We start from the raw sequence: 24,941 nt of genomic DNA, 5'->3' as shown, positions 1-24,941 counted from the left end.
TGCGAAAAGAATGAATCGCCATTCATTCACAGTCTCTTCATGATAAAATAACAATAAATTACCCGGGAAATAATGTGGGGAAAGGGGCGAGATGATGTCATCATTTGTCGAGAATGAACAGCTTCTTACGGACATTTTAAAAAAGAAGCTGTCTCCGGAATTTTATGAGTATGCTATTACGCATTTAAAGGATTTTTATGATAAATGCTATGGTGCCTGGGATGAGCGGGCAGCCTATACGGATCGTGAAGGCCAGCCGAGGCTGATCCGTTATGACAAAATGGGAAATGACGTGTCAAAGGTGTGGGTGAATGAAGGGTATAAGCAAACTGTGAAGGAAGCATACGACACAGGCATTGCCGCTTATCCGCATAAAGAAATTCCTGAATTAAAGCAGAAGGGTAATTACGTCTACAGCTTTGCACAGGGCTATTTATTATCTCAGACGGAGGCGGGCTTTTATTGCCCAGTGACGCTGACGATGGCAACCGCTTATCTGCTGGATCACTATGCGGATCAGGAGTTGAAGGACCATTTTCTCCCGCACGTTTTGTCTACTGGAGAGGTGGAGCTTTATGAAGGTGCCACCTTTCTAACGGAGAGGCAGGGTGGCTCTGATGTAGGAGCAAATGTAGTTAAAGCGGTGAAAGAGGACGGCGTATACCGGCTGTTTGGTGAGAAATACTTTGCCTCGAACGCAGGGCAGGCAGGAGTTGCAACAGTGTTGGCGAGAATGGAAGGTGCACCTGAAGGGACACGGGGACTGAGTCTGTTTTTAGTACCATGGCGCAATCAGGATGGTGAGCTGAATCAAATCACGATCAGAAGGCTTAAGGATAAACTTGGCGTACGCGCAGTCCCATCCGGCGAAGTGGAGTTCAATGGATCAGAAGCGTATCCGATTGGGGAAGCGGACCGCGGATTTTACTACATGATGGAAGCATTGAACCTGTCGCGGATCTGTAACAGTGTTGCGTCACTTGGCATTATGAAGCGTGCGCTTAAAGAGGGGTTTGCTTACGTATCTGAACGGGATGCTTTTGGCCAGAAGCTGATTGATTTTCCGATGATGCAGGAAACCGTGGTACAGCTGCAGGTGCGTCATGAAGTACAACTGTCTGCTTTATTTGAAAGCATTGAGCTGTTTGAGCGGGTGGTCAGGGATGATGTGCACGTCACGCTTGATGATATCGCGCTAAACAGGCTGTATATTGCCCTGATCAAATCGAGAACGGCGAAGGAATCCATTGATTTTGCACACGCTGCCATCGAAATGCACGGCGGCAACGGTTATATAGAGGATTTTGTGACGCCTCGCCTGTTAAGAGATGCACAGGTGTTGACGGTGTGGGAAGGAACAGAAAATATCCTGGCGCTTGAAGTATTAAGGCTCGTTAAAAAGTTCAATGTTCATGAAGTGTTTATCCGGGATCTGAAACGCAGGCTAGGATCAAAAAAGATGCGGATGATCGATGTGAAAATAGAGGAGCTGGAGTCGATCTTAATTCGACTGACGGCTTTAAGTGAGAATCATCAGACGTATTATGCCCGCAAAGTAGCCAGCAGGATGGCGGATCTGCTGTTTGTCGTGCATGCCTATGAACGTGCGGATGATGAAAGAAGCTTAGCTGTTGCAGACATTTATCGTGACTGGCTGTAGCATCAGGATGAATTTGATGGCAGTATGCTTTGTGTAGAAAAGTTCGGCATCATCATGGGGGATCAGGCGATATAAAGCCTGACCCCTTTTTCCTATTTTATGAAAGCGCTATCTATTTTGTCTGAATGTTGTGATAATATAAAAGGGAATGAATGGGAGAAAGGAGCACGGGTGATGCTGAATAAAACGGTTGGACAAATCGTAAAGGAAATGGCGCATTCATATGGGGATGTGGAGGCGTATGTGTATCCTGAGCACAAGATCAGAAAAACGTATCAGGAATTTGATCAGGAAACAGATGAACTGGCAAAAGCGTTTCTTGGTGCGGGTATCAAAAAAGGGGAGCACGTGGCCATCTGGTCAGATAACAAGAGAGAGTGGCTGTTGAGTCAGTACGCCACCGGTAAAATGGGAGCTGTTCTCGTAACGGTTAACACGAATTATCAGCAGGCTGAACTGACGTATCTGCTGGAGCAGTCAGATGCGACAACACTGATATTAGGAGAAGAATTTAAAGGGTCCTCATACATAGACATTATCAACGCTGTCTGCCCAGAGCTTTCCGGATCTGAAAAAGGAAACCTCAATAGTCCGAAGCTTCCTGAACTGAAACGTGTCATTGTGATGAGCGACAACGATTATCCGGGCATTTACACATGGCGTGAATTCCAGCAATTTGCACAGCAGGTGACGGACGAGGAACTTGAGTCAAGCCTTGCCGCACTGGACCCTGAAGACGTGATCAATATTCAATATACGTCAGGTACGACCGGCTTTCCTAAGGGAGTTATGCTCACTCACCATAACATCGTCAATAACGCGCAGCTGATCGGGGATTTTATGAAGCTGACGACAGAGGACCGGGTATGCATTCCTGTGCCGTTTTTCCACTGCTTCGGCTGTGTGCTTGGAACGCTTGCGGCGGTTACCCACGGTTCCACGATGATCCTGCTTGAGCAGTTTGAGCCGGAAAAGGTATTGCAGGCTGTTGAACAGGAGCGCTGCACGGTTCTCCATGGCGTGCCAACGATGTTCATCGCGGAGTTGAATCATCCAAACTATAAAAACTATGATACTTCCTCGTTGCGGACGGGTATTATGGCAGGTTCTCCGTGTCCGATTGAAGTGATGAAAAAGGTCATCCATGATATGGGTGCCAGTGAAATTACGATTTGCTACGGCCAAACCGAATCCTCTCCGGTGATTACGCAAACAAAACCGGACGATGCGATTGAAAAACGGGTCGCAACCGTCGGCAAACCGCACCCGGGAGTAGAAGTGAAAGTCATTGATCCTGTGACAGGCAAAGAGGTTCCAACCGGAGAACCGGGCGAGCTTTGCACGCGGGGCTACCTGATTATGAAGGGCTATTATAAAAACGAAGAAGCAACCCGTGCAGCGATTGACGCAGAAGGCTGGCTGCATACTGGAGATATTGCGGTCATGGATGAAGACGGCTACCTGGCGATTACCGGCCGCATCAAAGACATGATCATTCGCGGCGGAGAAAACATTTACCCACGGGAAATTGAAGAATTTCTGTACCAGCATCCCGCCATCCAGGACGTACAGGTCGTCGGCGTCCCGGATGAAAAATACGGCGAAGAACTCATGGCTTGGGTCATTTTGAAAGAGGGAGAACAACTCGAAGAACAAGCGCTCAGAGACTACTGTCGCGGAAAGATCTCCCACCACAAAATCCCGCGCTACATCGAGTTCACAGACACCTACCCGATGACCGCATCAGGCAAAATTCAAAAGTATGTTCTTCGTGAGCAATCACTTGCGAAACTTGGGGACGGAGATCTTGTTTCATTCGAAGGGCGAAAAAATTAAGGATGGATCTGCAGCCGGAACTGACTCTTTGGAGTGGTTCCGGTTTTGTCTAATCTTTAAGTCAATCGCTGCGCCTGTTTCCGCTTTTTCCCTGAAAAATAAATAATCGACAACAAAAGAAAGACCATGCTTAAACTCCAGCAGATGCCTGCTATAACGATCTGTAACGAATTCTCTTCTGAGGACATTGGCAGACTGTAATCATAGGTAACAGCATTCATAAAAAAATAAAATGCTGTTGATAATAGCATCAGGTGGAGGCATATCATACTGTAGGCCCTGCCTTGGTGCTTATTTTTCGTCCATAAGATAAGCGTTGTGATTATCATGATTGACATGACAGTGATAAACCCAATGGATAACATGTGGGGAATTTCCTGTTCTAATGGCATTCAACACCCTCCTTTATTTTCCATCCTATTTTACCATACACGACCTATCTTGAAACTAATATATGGAAAATGAATCGATTCAGATTTTCCTATCACTCAAATGCTCAAAAACTCCCCATTTATCAGTACATCTTGATACACTATGAATAGATTTCAATATTCTAAGCAGAAAAAGGAGGAACCCGGATGGATGAGCTGAGGGAGTGGCAGATTTTTATTGAGCAGACTGGCTGGCTTGGGCCGGTTTTATTTGTGCTGCTTCACCTAATCCGGCCTCTTGTCTTTTTGCCTGTCATTCTTGTATGTGTGGCAGGAGGACTTTTATTTGGCTTTGTGGAGGGTGCGATTTTATCGTTTATCGGATTAACGCTGATGAGTTTTGTTTCGTATGTTCTGATTAATAAATTCCCTACATTTAAAAATAAGCTGTCTCAGCTGAAGGAAAAAGTTCTGCCAAACCGCCATTTGTCTGTGGGACAGATTATGGTGCTTCGGATTATGCCATTTGTACATTTTCATCTGCTGTCATTTTATTTGATGGAGATGACCGAGAACAGAAAAGAGTATATGATCTACTCCATGCTTGGTGTTATTGCGCCGGCGGTTATTTATACAGCATTCGGAGGCGCGATTCATGAACTTCCGTGGTATGGAACAGCGGTTTTATTTCTGGTACTGCTGATTGTGTATAAAATAATCGGAAAATTAAGCGATGATAAAATGGAGTCGCTGGAATAGTCAGCAGCACATCTGATCCCCTTAAAAAGTCGGAGAAGGACCGTAAGATAATGTCGATAGCAAGCTTATTTCTGTCGATAGGGAGGCGATTTCTGTCGATAGCCTTCTCCGCAAAGGCAGAACTGTTGCTAGCAGACGGATTGTTGTTGTTAGAGACATGAATTCTGTTGTAAGCGCGCCTGTTTTTGTTGATAGAGGAGTAATTTCTGTCGATAGCCGACCCTCGCCTCACTCACTCGCCCACCTCGTTCCCAGCCCCACTCCCCGCCTCCAGAACTCAGCCCACCACTCCCAGCTAACCAGATGAGCAATCCTATCTCAATCAAACACCCTCAGCAGCACAACCTAAACGGATGTGCTGCTGATTTTTTGTCCCAGCACCAAACAGCTTCTCCCTGTGTGTATTTCCACGCGGCAAGTGCTGCGCCGCAGGCATCAATTTCATGTGTTTCAGTCATTTCTAAAAGCCCACCTAAACCCCATTGCCTCAACGCATCAACAATATCAGTCCGCACGTCAGGCTCCCTTTTATAGCGCAGGGCAAGCTCCTTTTTATCCTCATCAAGACGCAAGCCGATCGCAGCGCCGGGATGCACCTCAAGGATGGTCAAGCGATCACTCGTATCAAGTGCAGCAAGACTTCGTGAAAGCGCAACGCCCCTCAGTGTCAGATACACCATTCGGGTCATGGTCGGGGTCATAATCGAGCTCCCTGATAATCCGTTCTCTTTAATAAAATTCCTAATCGCTTTATCTTGCGCCCGATCCCCACCGCCGTCCTGATACGATAGCGGTGCATCCAGACCGATCGTAACCTCATCTTTCTCCAGGCATTCCGTTACAAGTGAACGGATCATGTCGTCTGAAGCCCCTTTTATAAAATCCATCAGCTGCAGCCGCCCATTTTCTTCTTGAAAGGCAGCAGCGACTGTATCTTTATGGTTGGATGGACCGGATAAATCAATGCCAATAATGATCATAAGGAAATTCCTCTCTTTGTTTAATTTCTTTTAGTATACAAAACGGACGGCTTTTAAAAGAGACATATGTCCTTTGAATACTCTGTTATTCTTTTGGTAAAAGAGAAAGAACAGGGAGCGGTGTTGTATGAAAGGGATTTTATTTGCGGTTCTTGCAGGAGTATTCATTGCACTGCACGGCGCGTTTAATACGAAAATGGGTGAGTCGGTCAGTATGTGGCACACCGTTGTACTTGTCCATTTCATTGGATTCGTTTTAGCGTTTATCATTTTTTTGTCTGTTCGGAAATCGTCCGGAGAATCAGCAAGGTTTTCGAGGGTTCCACCGGTTTATCTGCTTGGCGGAACATTTGGCTTGATCGTTTTACCGGCTCAGATGGCTTCTATCGAAATGCTTGGGATGTCGTTATCGATTACACTGCTGCTTGTGGCGCAGATTGTTTGTGCATTTCTGATCGATGCGCTTGGTCTTTTCGGGACAGAAAAGCGCACCATTCATAAAAAGCATGTAGCCGGACTCGTGATGATGCTCGCAGGCGTTGTGCTATTCCAGCTTTAGGAGTGATGGGGATGAGAAAACAGCCGGATCATGAACAAGTAAAGAAGTGGCTGAATGATTATGGACTGAATGATATTTTAAAGAACGCTTCTAAGCTGTCGATCTTCTCTTTTTCAAAGGGAGATGTGTTATGTGAGGACGGGGAGCATATTGACCACCTGTATTTTCTGACTGAAGGGAAAGTGAAGATCTTTACGACTTCACCTGATGGTAAAAGGCTGATTGTCCGTTTCAAAAAGCCTTTAGCATTAATTGGGGATGTCGAGTTTGTGCAACATACGCCAGTGATTAATACTGTTGAAGCTGTCTCTGACGGGTTTTGTCTTGGCATTTCATTTGAAGACCTGCACGACATGCAAGGAGATGAGCCGGCCTTCCTCCGCTTTTTACTTCAGACGATCGCTCAGAAATTTTATACAGAGTCCCAGGTGACCAGTTTTAATCGTCTGTATCCGCTCGATGTCCGTTTATCAAGTTATTTGCTGTCATTGTCAGAGGATGGCCAGGGTTCGCAGTATCATGATGAGATGCAGGCGGCACATTTGACTGAAGTGGCTGAAGTGTTAGGCACAAGCTATCGGCATTTAAACCGTGTGATTAAACAGTTGTGCGAGGATGGTGTGATTGAGAGGAAGCGCGGAAAGTTGACGATCCTGGATATAGAGGCATTGCGTCTGCGTGCTGAAGGAAATATATATGAATAGGAGTGGTGAAAATGGGGATGATGCTTGCTGTGTTTGCTGGATTGTTAATCAGTGTGCAGACCGTGTTTAATGCCCGTGTCAGCATAGAGGCGGGTTCATGGGCTACGACATCATTTGTGATGGGGCTTGGCTTTATTTCATCTTTACCTTTGTTTTTTCTTTTGGATCAAGGTTCATTGTTTCAGCTGAATGGCATGAATCCATTTTATCTGATCAGCGGGGTGCTCGGGGTTGGGCTGATCTTTTTTATCATGAAGTCTGTTCATCATCTGGGGCCGGCTGCGGCGATCTCGATTGTGCTTGTATCACAGCTCGCCGTAGCGGTAATGATCGATGCATTCGGGTTATTCGGGTTTAGTCAGGTTCCTTTTACATGGAATCAGGCGGCAGGATTGTTCCTTCTGGCTGCGGGGATTGTGGTGTTCAAAAGAGAGCCTGGCAAGAAATTATCTATAGCCCTCAGACGCTCAGCCTAAAAAGTGGAGGATTCATTTTTAAAGGAGTATGATGGGTAGTATTCAAGAAATGCCTGCGTAAGCTTTGCTGATTTCATTAGCAAGGCTTTTTTGTGGGTACAATGAAAGGAAGCGCATGAATGTGAGAGTCTGGTTTTTATTACTGGCATTATTTTTAGTTTCGATCAATCTTCGTCCTTCGATTACATCCGTCGCGCCACTGCTTGAAACGATGCAGAATACGCTTGGCATGAGCGGAACGACGGCGAGTCTGTTAACGACGCTACCTGTGTTATGTATGGGATTATTTGCGCCGTTTGCGGTGAAAATCAGTGAGCGGACAGGGCTTGAGCGCGGGATTTTTTATTCTTTAATACTTATTACAGCAGCTACAGCATTCCGTGGTGTTTTTGGAAACACAGGAACCCTTGTTGTGACAGCTTTTTTAGTGGGTGTCGGTATCGGTGTGGCGGGACCTCTAGTATCAGGATTTATTAAGCAGTATTTTCCTACGCGCCCTGGTGTTGTCAGTATTTACACGGTTTCGATGGCGCTCGGTGCCGGTGGAGCAGCAGGACTTTCTGTGCCGATTTATGAGTCGGCGGGTCAGAGCCTGATGTTTGCGCTGGCAGTATGGAGTGTTCTCGGAGTTTTGGCACTGGTTGTCTGGAGCAGATTTGCGGGTAAAGAGAAAACAGATCAGGTGTCAGAGCGTGCCCCTCTTCCTTTTAAAAGTGGACGGGCCTGGCTGCTGACCGTGTTTTTCGGCTTGATGTCGAGTATGTTTTATACCGTAACGGCCTGGGTTGCGCCAATTATTCAGGGCATGGGCTACAGCTCTGTCACGGCTGGATCCATGCTGACGGTGTTTGCCTTGATTCAGATTCCCGTGTCACTATTCTTACCAGGTCTGGTCGCGAAATATGGCTATCTTGTCCCTGCTTTACTCGTTTGCAGTACGCTTGAACTGATTGGTGTCTTCACGCTGATTTTTGATGGGCCACCACTTTTAGCGGTTGTGGCAATCGGTCTTGGAGCGGGTGGTTTGTTCCCGCTTGCGTTAATGATGCCGATTATCGAAACGGAGACGCATCAGCAGGCAAGCGCGCTGTCGGCCATGTCACAGGGTGGTGGATATATTCTTGCTGCACTCGGTCCGCTTGGTGTCGGGGCAGTATACGATCAATTTAACAGCTTTACCCCGGCGTTATATGCAATGGCAGTCGTGGTCATGTTAATGGCTGTCATGCAGATTCTTCTTGGTTTAACCGGTAAAAACCTTTCTGTTAAATAAGGGGGAGTAATGATGAGGGAATATGAAGAGATTCATTCGGTTGAAGAATTGGAGCAGTGGAAGCAGGGGGCACAGACGCTGGTTTATGTATCAAGAGAGAACTGCAGCGTCTGTCATGCGCTGCTTCCGAAAGTGCAGGAGCTGATGGAGGACTATTCTTCAGTCCGTTTTGGTCACCTTTCAGCAGATGATGTGGAAGAGGCAGCTGGACAGCTGACGATTTTTTCAATTCCGGCAATCTTGGCGTTTTCAGAAGGCAGGGAATTGTACCGTGAAGCCAGATTCATCCGAATCGACGACCTGGATCATTTTCTTTCTAAATGGACGGCTGACGCCGATTGAATCAGTTGCCTTTATGTTCTTTTTTAAATATAATTACTACATGATAATTATTCTAAATAAAGAAATGGGCGTTTATGATGACGAAAGATACTCAGGCTGCCATTCAATTCAGTCATGTTACATTTACAAGTGGAGAGCAGGAAATCCTGCACGATATTACCGGCTGGTTTCCGCGCAACCGGATCACAACACTTGTTGGTCCATCAGGCGCGGGAAAAACCACGCTTTTCAGACTCTGTAACGGATTGATTTCACCAACGAGCGGTGATATCTATATTGACGATCAGAAAATCGAATCCTATGATCCGGTTCAGTTACGTCGGAAAGTAGGAATCGCGTTGCAAAGTGCCACAATGGTACCAGGCACAGTCCGTTATAACCTGGCCCTTCCAATGGAGCTTCAGGGAAAAGAGCTGTCTGATGAACGGGCGAAAGAGTTAATTACCGTAGTCGGGATGGATGAATCCTTTTTAGAGAGAAAAGCCAAGGATCTGTCCGGGGGTCAGCGTCAGAAGCTGTCGATTGCCCGTACGCTTGTCAATCAGCCGGAGATTTTACTGCTGGATGAAATCACATCATCACTCGATCGCGTGTCACAGCAGGAAATAGAAGAACTGATTGTCAGAATCAATGAAAAGTATGGAACGACCATTATGTGGATTACCCATAATCTTCGTCAGGCCTTATCCATTGGAGATTACACGTGGGTAATGATGGACGGGGAACTCGTGGAAACAGGTGAAAGCAGTCTGCTCAAGAATCCGCAAAATCCCCGCGTTCAGACGTTTGTAAAGGGGGAAACGGAATGAATTTTGTCTTACTGGCTTTATCCTTAATCTTTGTCATCATTCCGCTCGTCCTATCAAAAACGCTGAACCTCGGTCTTGAAAAGGATTCAGTGATCGCAACGATCCGATCCATTATTCAATTACTGACTGTTGGTTACATCCTTCAGTTTGTATTTGACGCTGAGAACTATTTTTACATCTTTTTAATGATCGCGCTGATGATTGGCGCTGCCGTTCAAAATGCCCGTAAAAAAGGTGTGTCGATTCAGGGAATTACATGGAAGCTCATTGTGACGTTTGTGTTTATTGAGGTGTTGACGCAGGGGATTCTACTCGGGCTTAATATTACGCCTGCAACCGCTCAGTATATCATCCCGATCAGCGGCATGGTGATCGGAAACTCGATGGTGCTGTCGATTTTGTTTTTAAACCGTTTTACATCAGAGCTCGATTCGCGTGAGGATGAAACAGAATTGATCCTGTCACTGGGCGGGACACCGAAGCAGGCGATTCACCGGCCTCTGATCGCTTCCATTCAGGCAAGCACGATCCCGACGATTGAAAGTCAGAAAACGATTGGTCTTGTTCAACTGCCGGGTATGATGAGCGGGCAGATTATTGCCGGAGCCGATCCACTTCAGGCTGTCATGTTCCAGCTGTTAATTATTTTTCTATTACTGACAACCGCTGTTGTAACGAGTGTGATGTTAGGGTTTCTATCCTATCCAACCTTGTTTAATGAGCGGATGCAGCTTGTTTTGCCGGAGAAGAAATAATGTTGTGTGCCGGGGTCTCTCGAGTGAGGGATTCCGGTTTTTTGGTATGACGCGAGGTTGGGAAGTTAGTCGTGATGGGACTGCACCGCGGAATTCCTTCACTAACCCGACTTTTTCAATCGTTTCAGATTTTTATTCAGGCTTTCTGGAAAAGGATTCAATCGTTTCAGCATTTAATTCCTTCAAAGCGGCTTCACCTGGACTTTTTTCCTTCTTTCTGAGACCCGGATTCCATCACAATTCAACGCTTTTTCATCATTCAAGCGCTTCATTCCATCACTCGCCAACATTGCACCCAAGAAGAGATGTACTGCCTCTTTTTATCAATAACACCCTCTTCACGCGTCACTCTTAAATCCTTCCAAAAAAGCAAAAAAATTTTGCATAGACGGTCTTTAATCACAGGAGTATACTGATAAAAATGAATCTGATAAGGGCAAACTTATCCGAAAGGAAAGGACGCAAAACCGTGAGCCTGTGTGCAACTATTGCATATGGCTGTCTGGCTGCCGGGTTCCTCATTCTATGAGGCCCAGACCTTATAGAATGGAGGACAATATGATAAAAGGTTCAATCATCAAAGTCTTAGTGCTGGTGTTGATGATGGGGATGTTGAGCGGAATGACAAATGAAGCAAAAGCCCAGACGTATTCGAAGGCGACGTGGCTGTGGAATCCGTGGTCACTTGTGGATCAGCAGGATGAAATTCTTCAGTTCTTTCAGGACAGACAGGTTAATAAAGTGTATTTGCAGATAGATCAGGAATTATCGCCAGCGGTTTATCAATCATTTATCGCTAAGGCTAGTTCACTGGGAATTGCTGTGTACGCATTAGACGGGGCGCCGGACTGGGCAGCTCCTAAAGGATATCTGGCACAGGACCGCCTATTCAGCTGGCTGACGAAGTATCAGACCTCTTCTCTGCCAATCCAGCGATTCAAGGGTGTTCATTTAGATGTGGAGCCTTACCTTTATTCAGGATGGAATTCAAAACGAGGGGCGGTTGTAAAAGCCTATCAGAACCTTTATATCAGAGCGGGGAAACAGACAACTCAGCTCGGTATTCCTCTCGAGGCGGATCTGCCTTTCTGGTTTGATGAAATTAAATACAATAATACGTTTGGCAGTGGGAAGCTGTCTGACTGGGTGCAAAAACATACAGATGGTGTGACCATCATGGCTTACCGTGACACGGCGGATTTGATTGCTGCATTCTCAGAGCATGAATTAAAGACAGGTCAATCTCTTGGGAAGCCCGTCACGATTGGTGTTGAAACGGGTCATTCTTACGAAGGAAATTATATTACCTTCCATGAAGAAGGAGAAATATATTTAAATCAGGAGCTTGAAAAAGTGCAGGGTAAAGTAAGTGGATATAAAAGCTTCTCAGGTTTTGCCATTCATCATACGGACAGCTGGATGCGTCTTGCTCCTTAAGTGGTTGTTCTAATACCCAGGGAGTGTATGAGAGAAAAAGAACTTTTCCAAAAGTAAGGGGAAAGTTCTTTTTCGTTGTTAAAATTGATTCATAATAGGGAATAAAGAATGAGAGAAATTATCCGTTATAAGATAAAAGAATGATAAAAGTGGGATGTGGAGAAAATGTCAGGGAAATATCAGAAGATGCTGATATCAAAAATAAAACAGACGACACAGGAATGGAAAATAGCAGGAACCGTAACTGAAAATGAACTTTACCGGTTTTTACATGGTCTGAAGGGGACGGCTGGAACCGTTGGAATGACTGCTGTTTCTGAACAGGCAGAAGATTCGTTGAACCGTCTTGAGGAAAACGGCAGTAAAGTTTTCCGGGAAAGTGAATGGAAATCGCTTTTGCCTTCATTTGAAGAGCCAGAAGGTTTGGAAAAAAAGAGCAAAGTTGAAATCCATGATGCGGCGATCCGGAGTGAAGATGAAACGGCGGTTACGGCAACAGCCGTCGCCACGGATGTGCCCTTCATTTTGATTATTGAACAGGATACTGATTTTATAACTAAAATGAAGACCTTTCTTGAGGAGCACCAGTTTCAGGTGCTGACAGCTGTAACGGCTGCCAAGGGTTTAGAGCTTTATTATGATATGTCTCCGGATTTGTTAATTGTCAGTATGGATATTCCGGATATGGACGGTTTAACCGTTATTAATCAAATGATGAAAAAAGCAAGGAAGGATTTGACGCCTATCATTTTAGTCAGCAGCCAGATCACTGATGAAAAAAGAATTGCGGCATACAATTTAGGCGTCCTCGATTTTATTGGTAAACCAATTAACGAGAATGTGATTGTGCCATTTATCAAAAATCGTATATTTCAGCGAAATACGATCCTCAGCCAGATCAGAAATGATTTCCTGACGGGGGCTTTAAAACGTGATTGCCTGGATCATGAGCTTCAAAAAGCTACCCGGGGTTCTGGTGAGATAGAGAAGAAATCTTCTGTATTATCGATGCTTGATTTGGATCATTTTAAAAACATTAACGACACGTATGGCCACCCAAAGGGAGATGAGGTTCTTCAACTGTTTGCCAAAATGTTTTTAGCGCAGAAACGTCCTGAGGATAAGCTGATTCGTTACGGGGGTGAAGAATTCGCAGTGATTTTTCCTAATACCTCTTATAAGGAAGCAGAAGAGAGGATACAGGCGTTCAGGGAAGCTTTCAGCAGCTATGAATTTGCTTCAGATAAGGGCAGCTTCCGCGTAACATTTTCAGCTGGGCTTTTGGAATGGCATGGAGCCATACATCCCAAAGAAATGCTGGAGTCTGCAGATAAGGCACTCTATTATGCAAAAGAGCAGGGGCGAAATTGTTCAATACGATACGATGAGGTTGTCCGAATGAAGCTGAATGAGGAACAGCTTGTATTAATCGTTGTGGATGATGATGAGCTTGTGAGAGAGATGCTGAAAGACCATTTTGAAAAGCGCGGTAAGCTTGGCAGCCGATCAATAAAAGTCCACACTTTTAGTAATGGTGTCGATTTTCTCGAAGGTGGATGGTATGAACCGGGAAGAAAATATATGGTTCTGCTTGACGGGATGATGCCCAAAATGGATGGAATTGAAGTGCTCGTCCTTTTGCGTGAGAAGTATGGAAATAAAAATCTGCTGATCTCTATGCTGACAGCAAGGCAGGGGGATAATGAGGTCGAACGTGCGCTGAGTCTCGGTGCTGACGATTATATGATTAAGCCATTTAATGTCAGGGAGGTTGCCTCGCGGATCGATAGAATGATGGAAAGGGTGTTTGCTTAATGGTTACCGCTGTTTTATGGGTTTCTGGTGCGTTTTTCATGTTGCAGCTCATTCTTTTAACAGCCATTGCTATCAATAAAAACCGTTCAATCCGCTTAAATAACAGAAAATTAAGGGCTTATCGTCAGGCGCTTGGACCTTATATTGTTTATCTGTCAGGTGAGTCTGATGTACAACCGAGACTGCCTAAGGAAAAAGAAATAAAAATATATGTCATTGAAAAACTGTTATCGGGCTATTCGCAAAATGTCAATAGTGAAGCTGAAAAAGCACGAATGAAAAAAACAGCTGATGAACATCTGCAGGATCACTATACGCAGGTATTAAAGAAAGGAAGCTGGTCTGAACGGGTCAATGTCCTGTATTTCATGGAGGATTTCATGATGACTTCTTTAAAAGATCAGGTGTGGGAACATATTCAGGCAGTGCCGGAACGTGATGAAGAGTATCGTCAATCTATGAGAGTGCTTGCATCTTTTGGGGATGAACGTGTGCTTCCATTTATGCTTCATGATCAAAGTTTATCTATAGGGTTTACGAAAGAGCTGCTGAGAAGATTTCCGGCTGCTTTTATTGACAGTTTGAAAACAACAGAAAATCTGCCTTCAGGGGTACTGACTGCAATGTTATCTTATTTTGGTGAAACAGGTTTTTATGAGCATCTCCCATTCGTAGAGGCAAATTTGAATTCTGAAGATAAAGAAATAAGGTTGAAGGCTCTGGCCGCTTTAACACAGTATCGATATTATTCAGACCATGACAATCTTGAACGCTTTATCACTTCTTCTTTATGGGAGGAAAGAATGTATGGAGCAAGACTCGTCGGGCTTCTAAATTTGTCCCGGTATTCTCCCCAATTGATGGAACTTGCAGGAGATGGTAATTGGTGGGTCCGTTTTGCTGCGTGTGAAGCATTAAAGCGGTTGCCTGATGGAGAAATTCTGCTTGAGTTTGCTGCAGAAGAGCATCAGGATCCTTATGCTCGCGATATGGCAAAGCAGCTTCGGACGTTAAGGACGGGGGTGTCGGCATGACAGGGTGGATTAATGCAGCAGTCGAAGCAGCGGCGATTGTGATCATTATTTACATGGGTTCAGTATCGCTGTTATATCTTGGGATGTTTTTTATAGCGGGCCCCCGGATCCGTAAAGAAAGAAAGTTAAACCGGGAAGCACATATTGAGGAAATTGCAATGAACAAAGATACCTTTCCCGTTTCTGTCCTGGTTCCTGCTTATAATGAGGAAGTGGGAGTTTCCAGTACAGTAAGATCCATGTTAGCGCTGAATTATCCTCAGTTTGAGGTTATTATCATCGATGATGGCTCTGTTGATGAAACAAGCAGCCGGGTCATTACAGAGTTTCGAATGAAAGAGATTGATTTGGCCATCCGGACTTATTTTCCGACACAGCCTGTAGAAAAAGCGTATCAATCCACTTTATTTCCGAATTTATTCTTAATCCGTAAACTAAATGGAGGAAAGGCGGATGCCTTAAACGCAGGGATTAACTTTTCCAAATATCCGTATTTTGCAGCGATTGATGGTGATTCACTTCTTGACCGGGATGCCCTCCTGAAAACAATGAAGCCTATTATTGATTCCAATGGACGCGTAACGGCTACTGGTGGCACAGTCAGAATTGCCAATGGTTCAAGAATTATTCGAAGTGAAGTAGAGAAAATAGCCCTTCCCGAGACGCCTATTGTACTGATGCAAATCATTGAGTATTTTAGGGCCTTTCTGATCGGACGTCTTGGATTAAGCCGGTTAAATGTATTGCTAATTATTTCCGGAGCCTTCGGCGTATTTGAAAAAAACCGTGTTATTAAAGCTGGCGGGTATAAAGTCAATACCGTTGGAGAAGACATGGAGCTGATCGTCAGAATTCACCGCTCTTTAAAAGATGAAAAATCTGATCAGCGTATCGAATACATTCAGGATCCGGTTTGCTGGACCGAAGCCCCTTCTACGCTTTCTTCTCTTCGTTCACAGCGCAGGAGATGGCAAAGGGGACTGGCTGAAACACTCTGGACCCACCGGAAAATGATCTTGAATCCAAAATACCGCGGCATTGGTCTATTTGCTCTGCCATATTACATTCTGGTCGAGCTTATCAGTGCTATCTTTGAATTAGTCGGCTATGTCATTATTGTAGGAGGCATTTTATTCGCGTTTATTTCCTGGGAAATTGCATTGATCATGTTTATGGCCACTGTGCTTTATGGCTCATTACTTTCCTCTCTGGCTGTTTTGCTGGAGGAATGGACTTATCACAAATACCCGGATGTTAAAAGTCTTCTGGTACTGTTTTTCTGGGCACTGACAGAAGCATTCTGGTATCGTCCCATGACGGTCATCTGGAGGTGCGAAGGGCTTATTGCCGCTATTCTGCAAAAGGGATCGTGGGGCAATATGCAGAGAAAAGGAATTTCTGCAGAGAAAGAAGCCGCTTAAAAAATGATAACCATAGTTCTATAAGATTTTTGCATAACAGGTGCTCAAGATATTTGTAAACCAGTTGAGTGATATTTACCGGGTTATACTCACAAAGTGCCGGGTCATTCCGTAGACTCCCTGTATTAGAGACGTGACAGATGAGCAGGCGTAGTGTTGGAGCTAGACAAAGGAGCGAACACCTGGCACGATTTTTTAGTAAATCACAACAAAAGCCCTTGTGCATAGCTGCAAAAGGGCTTTTGTTGTGTGCATTTAATTCGTATTTCCGAACAGATCTTTCAGCATATCATAAGACTGCTTCAGGCGTTCTTCCGTCTCAGGTAAATTCCATTTTTCCCACGTGTAGCCCTGAGGGTCATTAAAACCGAGCTCGTCTACTTGCTCTGATCCTTCAAGTAACTCAGCCGACCATTTGATATCCTCGACCTCAACCACAGAAGTAATATCATCCTTTTGAATATTCCCCATAAATTCATGATTGCTCGGATCCTTTGCATTTAGCAGCATCCACGGGATCCGGATTTCGATCAGTCCGTTATCCGGATTGTAGATGTAATCTGCAAGTGAATCATAGTCAGGGTGTTCCGGATCTCCAATGCCGAAACGTAGCTGTCCTGTATCATATGCGTCAAAAGGAATTTCTTCACCAGTGTCAGGACGCACGATTCCTTTATTCAGCGCAAGTCGGATCGGGTGAAATTCGTCCATTGATTCATTATCCGGGATCAGCTTTAATTTTTTTGCGTAATCAAGATAGAACGAATCATAATCGCCAGCAACTTGAAGTGCGGCTTCCTGTCCTTTCATTTCAAGCTTGAAGTCCGCATTCATTCCGCCCTGGGAAATGCCGAGTTCGGGGTGGACATCAGCATAAATGTTAAGACTGTGATTGTCCCAGAAATCTCCACTCAAATTGTCTACAGACATTTGCAGGTAGACATATCGCTCGTCATGAGATATATCCAGCGATTTTAGTGCTCCATCGCCTTTATAAAGTGATGTTAATCCTTCATCGGGTTCTCCATTTATCCGGACGGTATGACGATCAAAGCTTAACAGGCCAAACTGCTGCTCATTTGTTTGAGCATTGGACCAGTATGGGCGGCGGTCTGAATTGTCGTAATCCGCTGTATTCCAGGTCCTTTTAAACCATTCATCCTGCCAGGAGAAGACGAGGCCTCCAAGCATGTCTGCTTCGATAATATCTTCATACAGCCGTGTGAGTGCTTCACCCTGTTCAGTTTCTGACATAAAACCCTGATTAAGCCCAAATTGATTCCGGTGCGTCATTCCCCGGGAAGCAGGAATCCCGAACTCTGCGATCAGGACAGGCATCTCATTGGCAGCTTGAAGGTCAGCCAGATAGCCGGCATAATGATTTTTCTCACCGCGATGATCAATAAATTCAGTGTATTTTTCCTCCAGATAGAGAAAATCAGGATAGTAAGGGTACACATGATAAGAAGCAAACATGCCAGCTTCAATGGCAGAACCGTTTGGCTTTATGTGGTTCGGATTAATAGAAGCTAAGTCCTCCTGCTCGAGAGGTTCAGCAGGCTGTTCGAGATGGTCTGTTGTGACCCAGTTCGTAAAGCTGAGCGGTCTCATACTTTGGTATTCTTCAGCTTCATAAGTGGCAATCAGATCCATTTGTTCAGCCAGCCAGACCTCCATTGGTTCTGCTTTTTCTGAAGATACGTATTGCCCCTCGTAATCACTCAGATCAGGATATTTTTTCTTCATCTCGTCGACCATATACGGATACCATTCAATTCCGAGCACCCAGCCTATGATATACGGTGAAACGTCCGAGCGGTAAACACCTGATGCGTGACCAGGCTCCGGCTCTACTGTGGCATTACCATGAATGACATCAACGAGTCGTGTCATTTCCATTTGAAAGCGGGCAACACTTTCTTCATTGTAGGCATCCAGAGATTCTTCGAGTGGCTCCTCATCTGCCCAAACACCATGGAATACATACAATGGCTCCTCAGCCTCAGCATTATAATCAGCTAATGCATCATAAAAAGCGGGTGGATGAAGGGTATAAACCCGTATTGTATTGGCGTTCATTTCATCAATCTGCTCAAACCAGCGGTAATATTCTTCGTACGTAATGGCAGCTTCTCCCGGGAAAGCGCCGGGTTTGCCCATTCCCATGTTGACCCCTTTAATCGTGATTGGTTCCCAATCTCCGTCACGGTATACCTCGTAAGCCTGCTCATTGATACGTGCAGGATATGAGAGACCTTCGTGTTCTGCCTGCTCGATATCTGCGGCTATCACTGTATCTTCTTCTGAAGCTCTGTTAAAGACGGTTTCCATTAATGGAGAAACGGTTCGCCAGAAAAAACTTTTATCAGGGAATACTGATTCAAACGATAGCAAGGATTGTACAGCTGACATTCCGGCTACCTGATAAAAGGCGGGCATATCAGCAGCATCTGCATAATCGCCGGCGAAATAGTAAATATTCGCTGCTTTTTTCTTATGGTGCATGACTGCCGGAAAGGTTTCAGGAATTCCTGCTGCTGAAAGCTTCGAGGTTCCTGTATCAGTTAATGACCAGTCATACCAGGCCGCTACTTCTGTTTCATTTTCCGGCACAAGAATATCAAACCAGTAACGGTAAGCAGGACTCGTCTCAAGGTCAAACAATTCCTGTCCGCTTTCAGTAAAGCTGAGTCTGATTGCGGTCTCTTTCAGATCCTCTTCAGTCAGAACAACCACTTCAGAGGACACTTCGTTGAGAAGAATAAAGCCTTCTCCTGAGAACGTCCATTCACTGTTTTGTTCTTCATATTGGGACACAACCCATTGTGGCAGTTCTTCGGATCCCCGGTCCAGTTCAGGGAAATAACGGCCGATCCAGCCTGTCCATTCCACCTGAAGGAAATCCATGACGTCTTTTCTGACTAATTCTTCCGTTGGAGAAGCAAATGTATTGAACTCCATCACGAGATCAGTGTCCTGCTCGAGCACCTGATTTTTAATCATGTTCCAATGCTCCTGCTTTAAACCGCCTTCAATCAGGTCACTGCTGCCAGGCTCTGCTTCTCCAGCAGTTGACCACGGGAGGTCAGATTCGTAGACGCCATACGTATCAGCTACGTAAATAAGAGATTGATCATCAAATGACTCAGGATAACTGTATAAATCGATGACTTCTTCTGATTCATCAGGCTTCATACCAATATAATGTTCCTCTTTATTAAAGGAAGTCTGATCAGGAGTCGTAAAGCGGTTATGGTTCAAAAGCCATGTCAGACTCTGGTGCTCCCGGTAATTTTCAGATGGGACGGTGTAGTCGATAATTTGAATGGCGAGTGCTTCTTTCTTTTGAATGTGCCAGACAATGACGGGTGCAGCAATGATCAGCAAAACGCCGGCGAGAATCAAGAGTATTTTTTTCAACCGAGTCACTCCATTTGAGTTAGAATTGAAATAAGTATATCGTGATTTGATGTAAAAGAATAGAAAATAATAATCCTTTTATCACATGATTCATAAAGGGTTGATAATCGGTGAATCGGGTACTGAAAAAGAGGGAGAGTGATAAAGATGAATGAATTTATGAAAAGAGCAGTCCAACTGTCTGTCGATAACGTGAGAGACGGTGGGCACCCGTTTGGTGCGGTAATTGTGAAGGATGGAAAGATTGTTGCTGAAGGTGTTAATGAAATGCACCATACGTTCGATGTGAGTGGTCATGCGGAGTTGCTCGCCATTAGACGTCTGCAAAAAGAGCTTAAGACAGATGATTTATCAGGTTACACGATGTATGCGAGTGGAGAGCCGTGTCCAATGTGCTATACAGCGATGAGATTTGCCGGAATGGATGATATTTATTACTGCCAATCCGTTGAGGAAGCTGGAGCTGCCGGGCTGGGACTGTCAGGTGAGATATATAAAGATCTGAAAAAGCCAAACGAAGAGCGTCAGGTTGTCATGAGTCAAATGAAGCTCGCTGATGGAATGGAAGATCCTATGCGGTTGTATGCTGAAAAAAGTAAGTAACACATAAGTAAAAAAGACTGAATCAGATGAACTGATCTCAGTCTTTTTTAATAGAATGTTAACCGGCAAGATCACGATTTCGGTACGTGGTGAATCCCACAGCAGCTAATAAACCAGCTGTCAATACGAGGAGGACAAGTGTCAGCACATTAATTTCCTCCATAGGCACTTCCGGAATAAAACCGAATGGTGATAAACGGTTGACCCATTCAGGAAATTGAAGGAGTCCACCAAGGTACACGGCGAAAAATGCATATCCAAGATAAACCCAGGCAAGTCCTGTTAATCCAGGTTTGAATCCGAATAGAAGAGCACCGAATCCGATCATAACCCAGATAGCCGGTACATAAACAAGCCCGGCTTTTGCGAGTGAACCGAAAGAGATCGGATCTTCCATTGTGGCAGCCGCGGCAGACCATAATCCGAAAATCGCAAGCAACATCATCACTGTTCCAAATATCAGAGCCACGAGAAAATAGCTGCCGAATAACGCATAACGCGATACGGCGCGGGCATAAACCGTTTCAGTCCGCCCTTTTTTCTCTTCACCCTTAAGTTTAAATAAAAAGAGAAGGGCTGGCACTGCTGCAATCATTGACATGATAGACATGAGCATGGAAATGAATTGTTCAGTCAGACTGAATCCGCTGCTTTGATCTACAGCGCCACTTAACAATTCGCTGCTTGAAAAAAAGGTTTCCAGGTCCCCTATTACTGAACCGTAGGAGAGACCAATTGCGAGTAAAGCGACACCCCAGGTAATGATACTTGTTTTTTGGAGATGCATGGTTAAGCCAAACGGACTCAGCAATGCTTTACGGGCATGGTTTCTTCCAGGCCGTGAAGGAATCAACCCTGTTCCGATATCCCTTGAGGCCATTACGCTAAACGCGATCAGCGTTAATACGACGGCACCTGCCAAAAGAGGAATGAGCGGCACCCACGTATCATCCACAAAAACCTGCGTTTTAAGCGGCCATCCAAGTGGTGAAAACCAGGATAGTGTGTCATTATTCACATCACCTGCTGCGCGTATCATATAGGCGGCGCCAAGCACGAGAAAGGCAAGCCCTGTTGTTCCTCTGGCGCTATCCGCTAATTGAGCAAAAACAGCAGTCAGGGTGCCGAAAAAGATGCCGGTTGCGCCGAGAGCTGCACCGTAAAGAATAGAGGACGACACCGGTAAAGAAGGAATCGACAGAACAGCCAGACTCACTGCAATACCTAAAGCAAGGATCACCTGAGACATCACCATGACGCTCATTGATGCAGTCAGGGAAGCTAATCGTCCAACCGGAAGTGAACCGAGCATCTCCATCTTTCCATCCTCTTCATCTCCCCGTGTATGACGGGACACATGCAAAATAGCCATGACAGCCACGAGAATCGCTGTAAACAAAAGCATCTGGTGAGCGGTCATTGCCCCTGTATGATAGTTTTCAATGCCATAGGCAGGACCCACCATGGCTGTCATTGCAGGGTTTTCCATGGTTGTTGCCATCGCCTGTCGTTCTGCATCTGAGCTGTACAAACCGTCAAGCGACCATGCGGTTACAGAAGTTAAGGCCATTAAGGATAAAATCCAGGCTGCGATACGAATACGGTCAGCCTTGAGATAAAAGCGGATCAGTTGTCCTGTTCCGCTAAAGGACTGTTTGTTCATACGGCATCGCTTCCTTTCGTTTCATAATGACGCATGAACAGATCCTCTAATGTCGGCGGCGTGCTCTCAAGCCGGATAACACCGGCGCTGCTGATTAATTTCATCACAGCATCCATCGCTTCTGTATCCACCTGGAAAGACACTCCGTTGTCAACAGACTGCAGGTTATGAACGCCAGGCATATTGGCAAGAGCTGGCATCGGTTTCTTTGTTTCTGCAATCAGATTCGTGCGTGTAAGATGTCTCAGCTCTGTCAGAGAACCTGTCTCAATGATCGTTCCCTGCCGGATAATCCCTACACGGTCACACAGGCGTTCCACCTCTGAAAGAATATGACTGGATAAAAGAACACTTTTCCCTTCCTGTTTTGCTTCTGCTACACAGTCCTGAAACACTTTTTCCATTAAAGGGTCAAGACCGGATGTAGGTTCATCCAGAATAAACAGTTCAGCATCAGATGCAAATGCAGATACTAGTGCTACCTTTTGTCTGTTACCTTTGGAATAGGTCCGGCATTTCTTGGTTGGATCCAGCTGGAATCGTTTAATGAGCTGATCGCGTTTAACTGGATCAAAGCTGCCTCTCAGCTTAAGGAATAAATCGATCACTTCACCGCCGGTCAGATTTGGCCAAAGGTTAGCATCTCCGGGAACGTAGGCGATCTTCTTATGAATCTCCACTGAGTTTTTCCACGCATCCAATCCGAATATCGTGGCACTTCCGGAAGTCGGCTTTAAAATGCCCAATAGAATTTTTATGGTCGTTGATTTTCCTGCACCGTTTGGACCTATGAACCCGAATACTTCACCTTTATTAATGTGAAAATCGACACCGCTTAGTGCTTTGAAATTGCCAAATCTCTTTGTTACTCCTTTTACCCGAAGAATCGTCATGTTCGACTCCTCCTTTTATGAAAGTTTTAAAGTGAAACACCTTATATATTTCATAATATACCCGTTTTACATAAAATACAACATACTTATGAAATTTTTTATTTGTTTTATTTCATAAATTTTATTAAAATAAGATTGAGGTGAGATGGATGAACGGTTTTGAACGACGTAAAGAAAGAAAAAAACAGCATATATTAGAGGCTTCCATGCAATTGTTCAGTGAAATGGGGATCCAAAAGGTTTCTATTGCGGATATTGCAAAGAAAGCACAAGTATCTCAGGTAACCATCTATAATTATTTTGAGAGCAAACATAATCTGATTCATGAGGTTTTCATTTATTACGTGAACCAGGCTTCGGATCATTTTGAGAAAATCGTCAACAGCGATGATCCTTTCCCGGAAAAGGTGAAACAGATTATCTTTAATAAAAAGGAAGTGTCCACGAATATTCACCCAGAGTTTTATCAGTATTTAATGAAGGAGTATACAGAAGAAGAAAATTATATAGAGCAGGTGTATGCTGAAAAAGCACTTCCATACTTCATTAAACTGTTCCAGATCGGGAAGAAAGAGGGCTATGTGAACCCTGACTTATCTGACCATGCAATCTTGTTTTATATCCAGATGCTGAAGGATTATATGGGTCGGGACGAGGTTCAGCAAAAGGTGCTGCCATTGGCAGAGGATATTGCGAATATATTTTTTTACGGGATCATGGGAAATAAAGCTGCAAAGAAAGAGACGTCCGTTGAATAGGGCGTCTCTTTTAAGTGTTTGAAGCTGTTCATTTCATTCCGCGACCATGCCATGAGCGGGTTTATACACGTAAAGATGTCGATCGGTTGTACAGATCCTCTGCCGGATGTTTTCCGCCGGTCAGTTTTTCCTTGATTACGCTCGAGAGTACATTGCTGTAAACAAGTCCATTGTCTCCGTATGCAAGCAGAAACAAATGATGCGGAAAATCCTTATGTTCATATAATGTAGGGAGTCCGTCATGTGTTCCTCCATAGAAAGCCCCGTAAAAATACTCAGCTTCGATGGAGATGTCAGGAAACAACATATTAAATTCCTTAACCAGATGATCGCGCTTACTGAGCAGCATACTGTCACGACGATCAGCATATGGTGTTGTCTCATCAAGTCCACCCACAAGAATTCTTCCATCAACCGTAGTCCTCATGTAAATATAGGGTCTTGCTGTTTCCCATAGCAGTGTTTCCCGGTACCAGTCAGAGAGATCGTTCACTGGTGCAGTCACAATACAATAGGAGCTTTCAAGAACGGCATTTTTATTCTTTTGAAATTCCAGTGATTCATATCCTGCAGCGACAATAACATTTCTTGCTTCAATGACGGATCCGCCTTTTGTGTAATAAGTACACCGGTCCTGTCCTGCTTTTTTGCCACTGAGTTCAGTCTGTTCGTATATGCGTACGCCTGATTCGCAAGCCAGATCAAGAAGTCCATGAGTATGTTTAAACGGATTCAGATCAGCATCATTTTTGCTGTAAATGGCGGCAGGACTCGTAAATGGGTAACGTTTTTCTATCTTACTCTGTGCAATGAAGTCCGCATCAAATTTATATCTGGACAAGAATTCAAAATCCTTCTTTAATTTGTCCACATCTTCAATGGTGCTAGCCCGATATAACGTATCTTTTCTTCTGAAGTCCGCATCAATTTTCATTTCCTTGCAGGCTTTTTCAATGTTGTCGATCGCATCACGACATAGTGTCGTGTGCATCATCGCTGCTTCCTCACCAAAGGAATTGACCAGCTCATGCACCATTTTATCCCCTAAATATTGAATAAGTGCAGTATTTGTTCTTGTACTCCCCATTCCTGCTTTCCGCTTGTCAATTACAGCAACATTCAATCCGGTATCTTTCAGGTCATATGCCACTTGAGCACCTGAACTCCCTGCACCAATAATCAAAACATCGCATTGAATATCCTCTGTTAATGGAGGATATTCAGGTGCGTCAGTTAATGTTGTATCCCAATAAAAACGCCCGCTTTGTAAGTCCATACTGACACCTCTTTTTTCAATAGAATGAGCAGGATTAAGTGATTTTATGCTCTAAGCAAAGAAACCCCTCATTTACCCCCTGAAAATGGAATCAACC

At 44.7% G+C, this 24,941-nt stretch carries 22 protein-coding genes and 1 riboswitch; of the genes, 16 read left to right on the top strand and 6 right to left on the bottom strand.

Going from position 1 to position 24,941, the window contains the following annotated elements; genetic code table 11:
* Window positions 1-94: 94 nt before the first annotated feature.
* A complete protein-coding gene (locus tag H7968_RS03450; protein WP_227394839.1) occupies window positions 95-1,660 on the top strand; it encodes an acyl-CoA dehydrogenase family protein in 1,566 nt (521 codons plus the stop codon).
* Window positions 1,661-1,834: 174 nt separating this feature from the next.
* Entirely contained in the window at window positions 1,835-3,496 is a 1,662-nt protein-coding gene (locus H7968_RS03445; RefSeq protein WP_227394838.1) for an AMP-binding protein, read from the top strand.
* A gap of 56 nt (window positions 3,497-3,552) precedes the next feature.
* Here H7968_RS03445 and H7968_RS03440 read toward each other — a convergent pair whose 3' ends face one another.
* Window positions 3,553-3,888 carry a hypothetical protein gene (locus tag H7968_RS03440; protein WP_227394837.1) on the bottom strand — a complete coding sequence of 112 codons (336 nt, stop codon included), beginning with the start codon at window positions 3,886-3,888 and terminating at the stop codon, window positions 3,553-3,555.
* Between the two features lie 186 nt (window positions 3,889-4,074).
* Here H7968_RS03440 and H7968_RS03435 point away from each other — a divergent pair, with 186 nt between their 5' ends.
* On the top strand, window positions 4,075-4,626 hold the full coding sequence (locus H7968_RS03435; RefSeq protein ID WP_227394836.1) for a TVP38/TMEM64 family protein: 552 nt from the start codon (window positions 4,075-4,077) through the stop codon (window positions 4,624-4,626).
* A 332-nt stretch (window positions 4,627-4,958) separates the two neighbouring features.
* On the opposite strand, the gene H7968_RS03430 is transcribed toward H7968_RS03435, so the two are convergent.
* Window positions 4,959-5,606 carry a DUF429 domain-containing protein gene (locus H7968_RS03430; RefSeq protein ID WP_227394835.1) on the bottom strand — a complete coding sequence of 216 codons (648 nt, stop codon included), beginning with the start codon at window positions 5,604-5,606 and terminating at the stop codon, window positions 4,959-4,961.
* Window positions 5,607-5,733: 127 nt separating this feature from the next.
* Here H7968_RS03430 and H7968_RS03425 point away from each other — a divergent pair, with 127 nt between their 5' ends.
* The 11 genes from H7968_RS03425 (at window position 5,734) to H7968_RS03375 (ending at window position 16,231) form a co-directional block, all read left to right on the top strand.
* Window positions 5,734-6,165: a DMT family transporter gene (locus H7968_RS03425; RefSeq protein ID WP_227394834.1), complete on the top strand. Its 432-nt coding sequence runs from the start codon at window positions 5,734-5,736 to the stop codon at window positions 6,163-6,165.
* Between the two features lie 11 nt (window positions 6,166-6,176).
* A complete protein-coding gene (locus H7968_RS03420) occupies window positions 6,177-6,869 on the top strand; it encodes a Crp/Fnr family transcriptional regulator (protein ID WP_227394833.1) in 693 nt (230 codons plus the stop codon).
* An 11-nt stretch (window positions 6,870-6,880) separates the two neighbouring features.
* The gene (locus H7968_RS03415; RefSeq protein WP_227394832.1) at window positions 6,881-7,345 is read left to right on the top strand and encodes a DMT family transporter; all 465 of its coding nucleotides are present in this window, start codon (window positions 6,881-6,883) and stop codon (window positions 7,343-7,345) included.
* 121 nt (window positions 7,346-7,466) lie between these two features.
* Entirely contained in the window at window positions 7,467-8,618 is a 1,152-nt protein-coding gene (locus H7968_RS03410; RefSeq protein WP_227394831.1) for an MFS transporter, read from the top strand.
* Window positions 8,619-8,630: 12 nt separating this feature from the next.
* On the top strand, window positions 8,631-8,960 hold the full coding sequence (locus H7968_RS03405; protein ID WP_227394830.1) for a thioredoxin family protein: 330 nt from the start codon (window positions 8,631-8,633) through the stop codon (window positions 8,958-8,960).
* A 77-nt stretch (window positions 8,961-9,037) separates the two neighbouring features.
* On the top strand, window positions 9,038-9,769 hold the full coding sequence (locus H7968_RS03400; RefSeq protein ID WP_227394829.1) for an ABC transporter ATP-binding protein: 732 nt from the start codon (window positions 9,038-9,040) through the stop codon (window positions 9,767-9,769).
* Complete coding sequence (locus tag H7968_RS03395; RefSeq protein ID WP_227394828.1) at window positions 9,766-10,524, top strand: ABC transporter permease; 759 nt, start codon at window positions 9,766-9,768, stop codon at window positions 10,522-10,524. Before H7968_RS03400 ends, H7968_RS03395 begins: the two co-directional genes overlap by 4 nt.
* Window positions 10,525-10,949: 425 nt before the next feature.
* Window positions 10,950-11,038, top strand: a riboswitch (cyclic di-GMP riboswitch).
* A gap of 44 nt (window positions 11,039-11,082) precedes the next feature.
* The gene (locus H7968_RS03390) at window positions 11,083-11,961 is read left to right on the top strand and encodes an amidase (RefSeq protein WP_227394827.1); all 879 of its coding nucleotides are present in this window, start codon (window positions 11,083-11,085) and stop codon (window positions 11,959-11,961) included.
* Between the two features lie 165 nt (window positions 11,962-12,126).
* Window positions 12,127-13,776 (top strand): GGDEF domain-containing response regulator, encoded by a 1,650-nt coding sequence (locus H7968_RS03385; protein WP_227394826.1) that lies wholly within the window; start codon window positions 12,127-12,129, stop codon window positions 13,774-13,776.
* On the top strand, window positions 13,776-14,810 hold the full coding sequence (locus H7968_RS03380; RefSeq protein WP_227394825.1) for a HEAT repeat domain-containing protein: 1,035 nt from the start codon (window positions 13,776-13,778) through the stop codon (window positions 14,808-14,810). Before H7968_RS03385 ends, H7968_RS03380 begins: the two co-directional genes overlap by 1 nt.
* The gene (locus H7968_RS03375) at window positions 14,807-16,231 is read left to right on the top strand and encodes a glycosyltransferase family 2 protein (protein WP_227394824.1); all 1,425 of its coding nucleotides are present in this window, start codon (window positions 14,807-14,809) and stop codon (window positions 16,229-16,231) included. The genes H7968_RS03380 and H7968_RS03375 overlap by 4 nt, the downstream gene beginning before the upstream one ends.
* Window positions 16,232-16,486: 255 nt before the next feature.
* Here H7968_RS03375 and H7968_RS03370 read toward each other — a convergent pair whose 3' ends face one another.
* Entirely contained in the window at window positions 16,487-19,660 is a 3,174-nt protein-coding gene (locus tag H7968_RS03370) for a hypothetical protein (RefSeq protein ID WP_319799475.1), read from the bottom strand.
* A gap of 138 nt (window positions 19,661-19,798) precedes the next feature.
* Here H7968_RS03370 and H7968_RS03365 point away from each other — a divergent pair, with 138 nt between their 5' ends.
* Window positions 19,799-20,254, top strand: a complete 456-nt coding sequence (locus H7968_RS03365; protein WP_227394822.1) for a nucleoside deaminase — start codon at window positions 19,799-19,801, stop codon at window positions 20,252-20,254.
* Between the two features lie 58 nt (window positions 20,255-20,312).
* On the opposite strand, the gene H7968_RS03360 is transcribed toward H7968_RS03365, so the two are convergent.
* Window positions 20,313-21,917, bottom strand: coding sequence for an ABC transporter permease (locus H7968_RS03360; protein ID WP_227394821.1), 1,605 nt, complete (start codon window positions 21,915-21,917; stop codon window positions 20,313-20,315).
* Window positions 21,914-22,810 (bottom strand): ABC transporter ATP-binding protein, encoded by an 897-nt coding sequence (locus H7968_RS03355; protein WP_227394820.1) that lies wholly within the window; start codon window positions 22,808-22,810, stop codon window positions 21,914-21,916. The genes H7968_RS03360 and H7968_RS03355 overlap by 4 nt, the downstream gene beginning before the upstream one ends.
* 149 nt (window positions 22,811-22,959) lie before the next feature.
* Between H7968_RS03355 and H7968_RS03350 the strand changes: the two genes are divergently transcribed.
* Window positions 22,960-23,568: a TetR/AcrR family transcriptional regulator gene (locus H7968_RS03350; protein WP_227394819.1), complete on the top strand. Its 609-nt coding sequence runs from the start codon at window positions 22,960-22,962 to the stop codon at window positions 23,566-23,568.
* Between the two features lie 61 nt (window positions 23,569-23,629).
* Here H7968_RS03350 and H7968_RS03345 read toward each other — a convergent pair whose 3' ends face one another.
* Window positions 23,630-24,844: an NAD(P)/FAD-dependent oxidoreductase gene (locus H7968_RS03345; protein ID WP_227394818.1), complete on the bottom strand. Its 1,215-nt coding sequence runs from the start codon at window positions 24,842-24,844 to the stop codon at window positions 23,630-23,632.
* Window positions 24,845-24,941: the final 97 nt, after the last annotated feature.

It is taken from the genome of Jeotgalibacillus aurantiacus, assembly GCF_020595125.1.
Lineage (GTDB): Bacteria > Bacillota > Bacilli > Bacillales > Jeotgalibacillaceae > Jeotgalibacillus > Jeotgalibacillus aurantiacus.
The sequence above is the reverse complement of the archived record's forward strand: the minus strand, read 5'-3'. Positions and strand labels throughout refer to the sequence as shown.

What these genes read in the sequence shown, in the direction of transcription:
- H7968_RS03405 (WP_227394830.1), top strand. Translation starts at nt 8,631, where the DNA reads ATGAGGGAATATGAAGAGATTCATTCGGTTGAAGAATTGGAGCAGTGG.
- H7968_RS03440 (WP_227394837.1), bottom strand. Translation starts at nt 3,888, where the DNA reads ATGCCATTAGAACAGGAAATTCCCCACATGTTATCCATTGGGTTTATC.
- H7968_RS03380 (WP_227394825.1), top strand. Translation starts at nt 13,776, where the DNA reads ATGGTTACCGCTGTTTTATGGGTTTCTGGTGCGTTTTTCATGTTGCAG.
- H7968_RS03445 (WP_227394838.1), top strand. Translation starts at nt 1,835, where the DNA reads ATGCTGAATAAAACGGTTGGACAAATCGTAAAGGAAATGGCGCATTCA.
- H7968_RS03395 (WP_227394828.1), top strand. Translation starts at nt 9,766, where the DNA reads ATGAATTTTGTCTTACTGGCTTTATCCTTAATCTTTGTCATCATTCCG.
- H7968_RS03430 (WP_227394835.1), bottom strand. Translation starts at nt 5,606, where the DNA reads ATGATCATTATTGGCATTGATTTATCCGGTCCATCCAACCATAAAGAT.
- H7968_RS03425 (WP_227394834.1), top strand. Translation starts at nt 5,734, where the DNA reads ATGAAAGGGATTTTATTTGCGGTTCTTGCAGGAGTATTCATTGCACTG.
- H7968_RS03375 (WP_227394824.1), top strand. Translation starts at nt 14,807, where the DNA reads ATGACAGGGTGGATTAATGCAGCAGTCGAAGCAGCGGCGATTGTGATC.
- H7968_RS03350 (WP_227394819.1), top strand. Translation starts at nt 22,960, where the DNA reads ATGAACGGTTTTGAACGACGTAAAGAAAGAAAAAAACAGCATATATTA.
- H7968_RS03365 (WP_227394822.1), top strand. Translation starts at nt 19,799, where the DNA reads ATGAATGAATTTATGAAAAGAGCAGTCCAACTGTCTGTCGATAACGTG.
- H7968_RS03435 (WP_227394836.1), top strand. Translation starts at nt 4,075, where the DNA reads ATGGATGAGCTGAGGGAGTGGCAGATTTTTATTGAGCAGACTGGCTGG.
- H7968_RS03355 (WP_227394820.1), bottom strand. Translation starts at nt 22,810, where the DNA reads ATGACGATTCTTCGGGTAAAAGGAGTAACAAAGAGATTTGGCAATTTC.
- H7968_RS03400 (WP_227394829.1), top strand. Translation starts at nt 9,038, where the DNA reads ATGACGAAAGATACTCAGGCTGCCATTCAATTCAGTCATGTTACATTT.
- H7968_RS03450 (WP_227394839.1), top strand. Translation starts at nt 95, where the DNA reads ATGTCATCATTTGTCGAGAATGAACAGCTTCTTACGGACATTTTAAAA.
- H7968_RS03415 (WP_227394832.1), top strand. Translation starts at nt 6,881, where the DNA reads ATGGGGATGATGCTTGCTGTGTTTGCTGGATTGTTAATCAGTGTGCAG.
- H7968_RS03420 (WP_227394833.1), top strand. Translation starts at nt 6,177, where the DNA reads ATGAGAAAACAGCCGGATCATGAACAAGTAAAGAAGTGGCTGAATGAT.
- H7968_RS03345 (WP_227394818.1), bottom strand. Translation starts at nt 24,844, where the DNA reads ATGGACTTACAAAGCGGGCGTTTTTATTGGGATACAACATTAACTGAC.
- H7968_RS03360 (WP_227394821.1), bottom strand. Translation starts at nt 21,917, where the DNA reads ATGAACAAACAGTCCTTTAGCGGAACAGGACAACTGATCCGCTTTTAT.
- H7968_RS03390 (WP_227394827.1), top strand. Translation starts at nt 11,083, where the DNA reads ATGATAAAAGGTTCAATCATCAAAGTCTTAGTGCTGGTGTTGATGATG.
- H7968_RS03385 (WP_227394826.1), top strand. Translation starts at nt 12,127, where the DNA reads ATGTCAGGGAAATATCAGAAGATGCTGATATCAAAAATAAAACAGACG.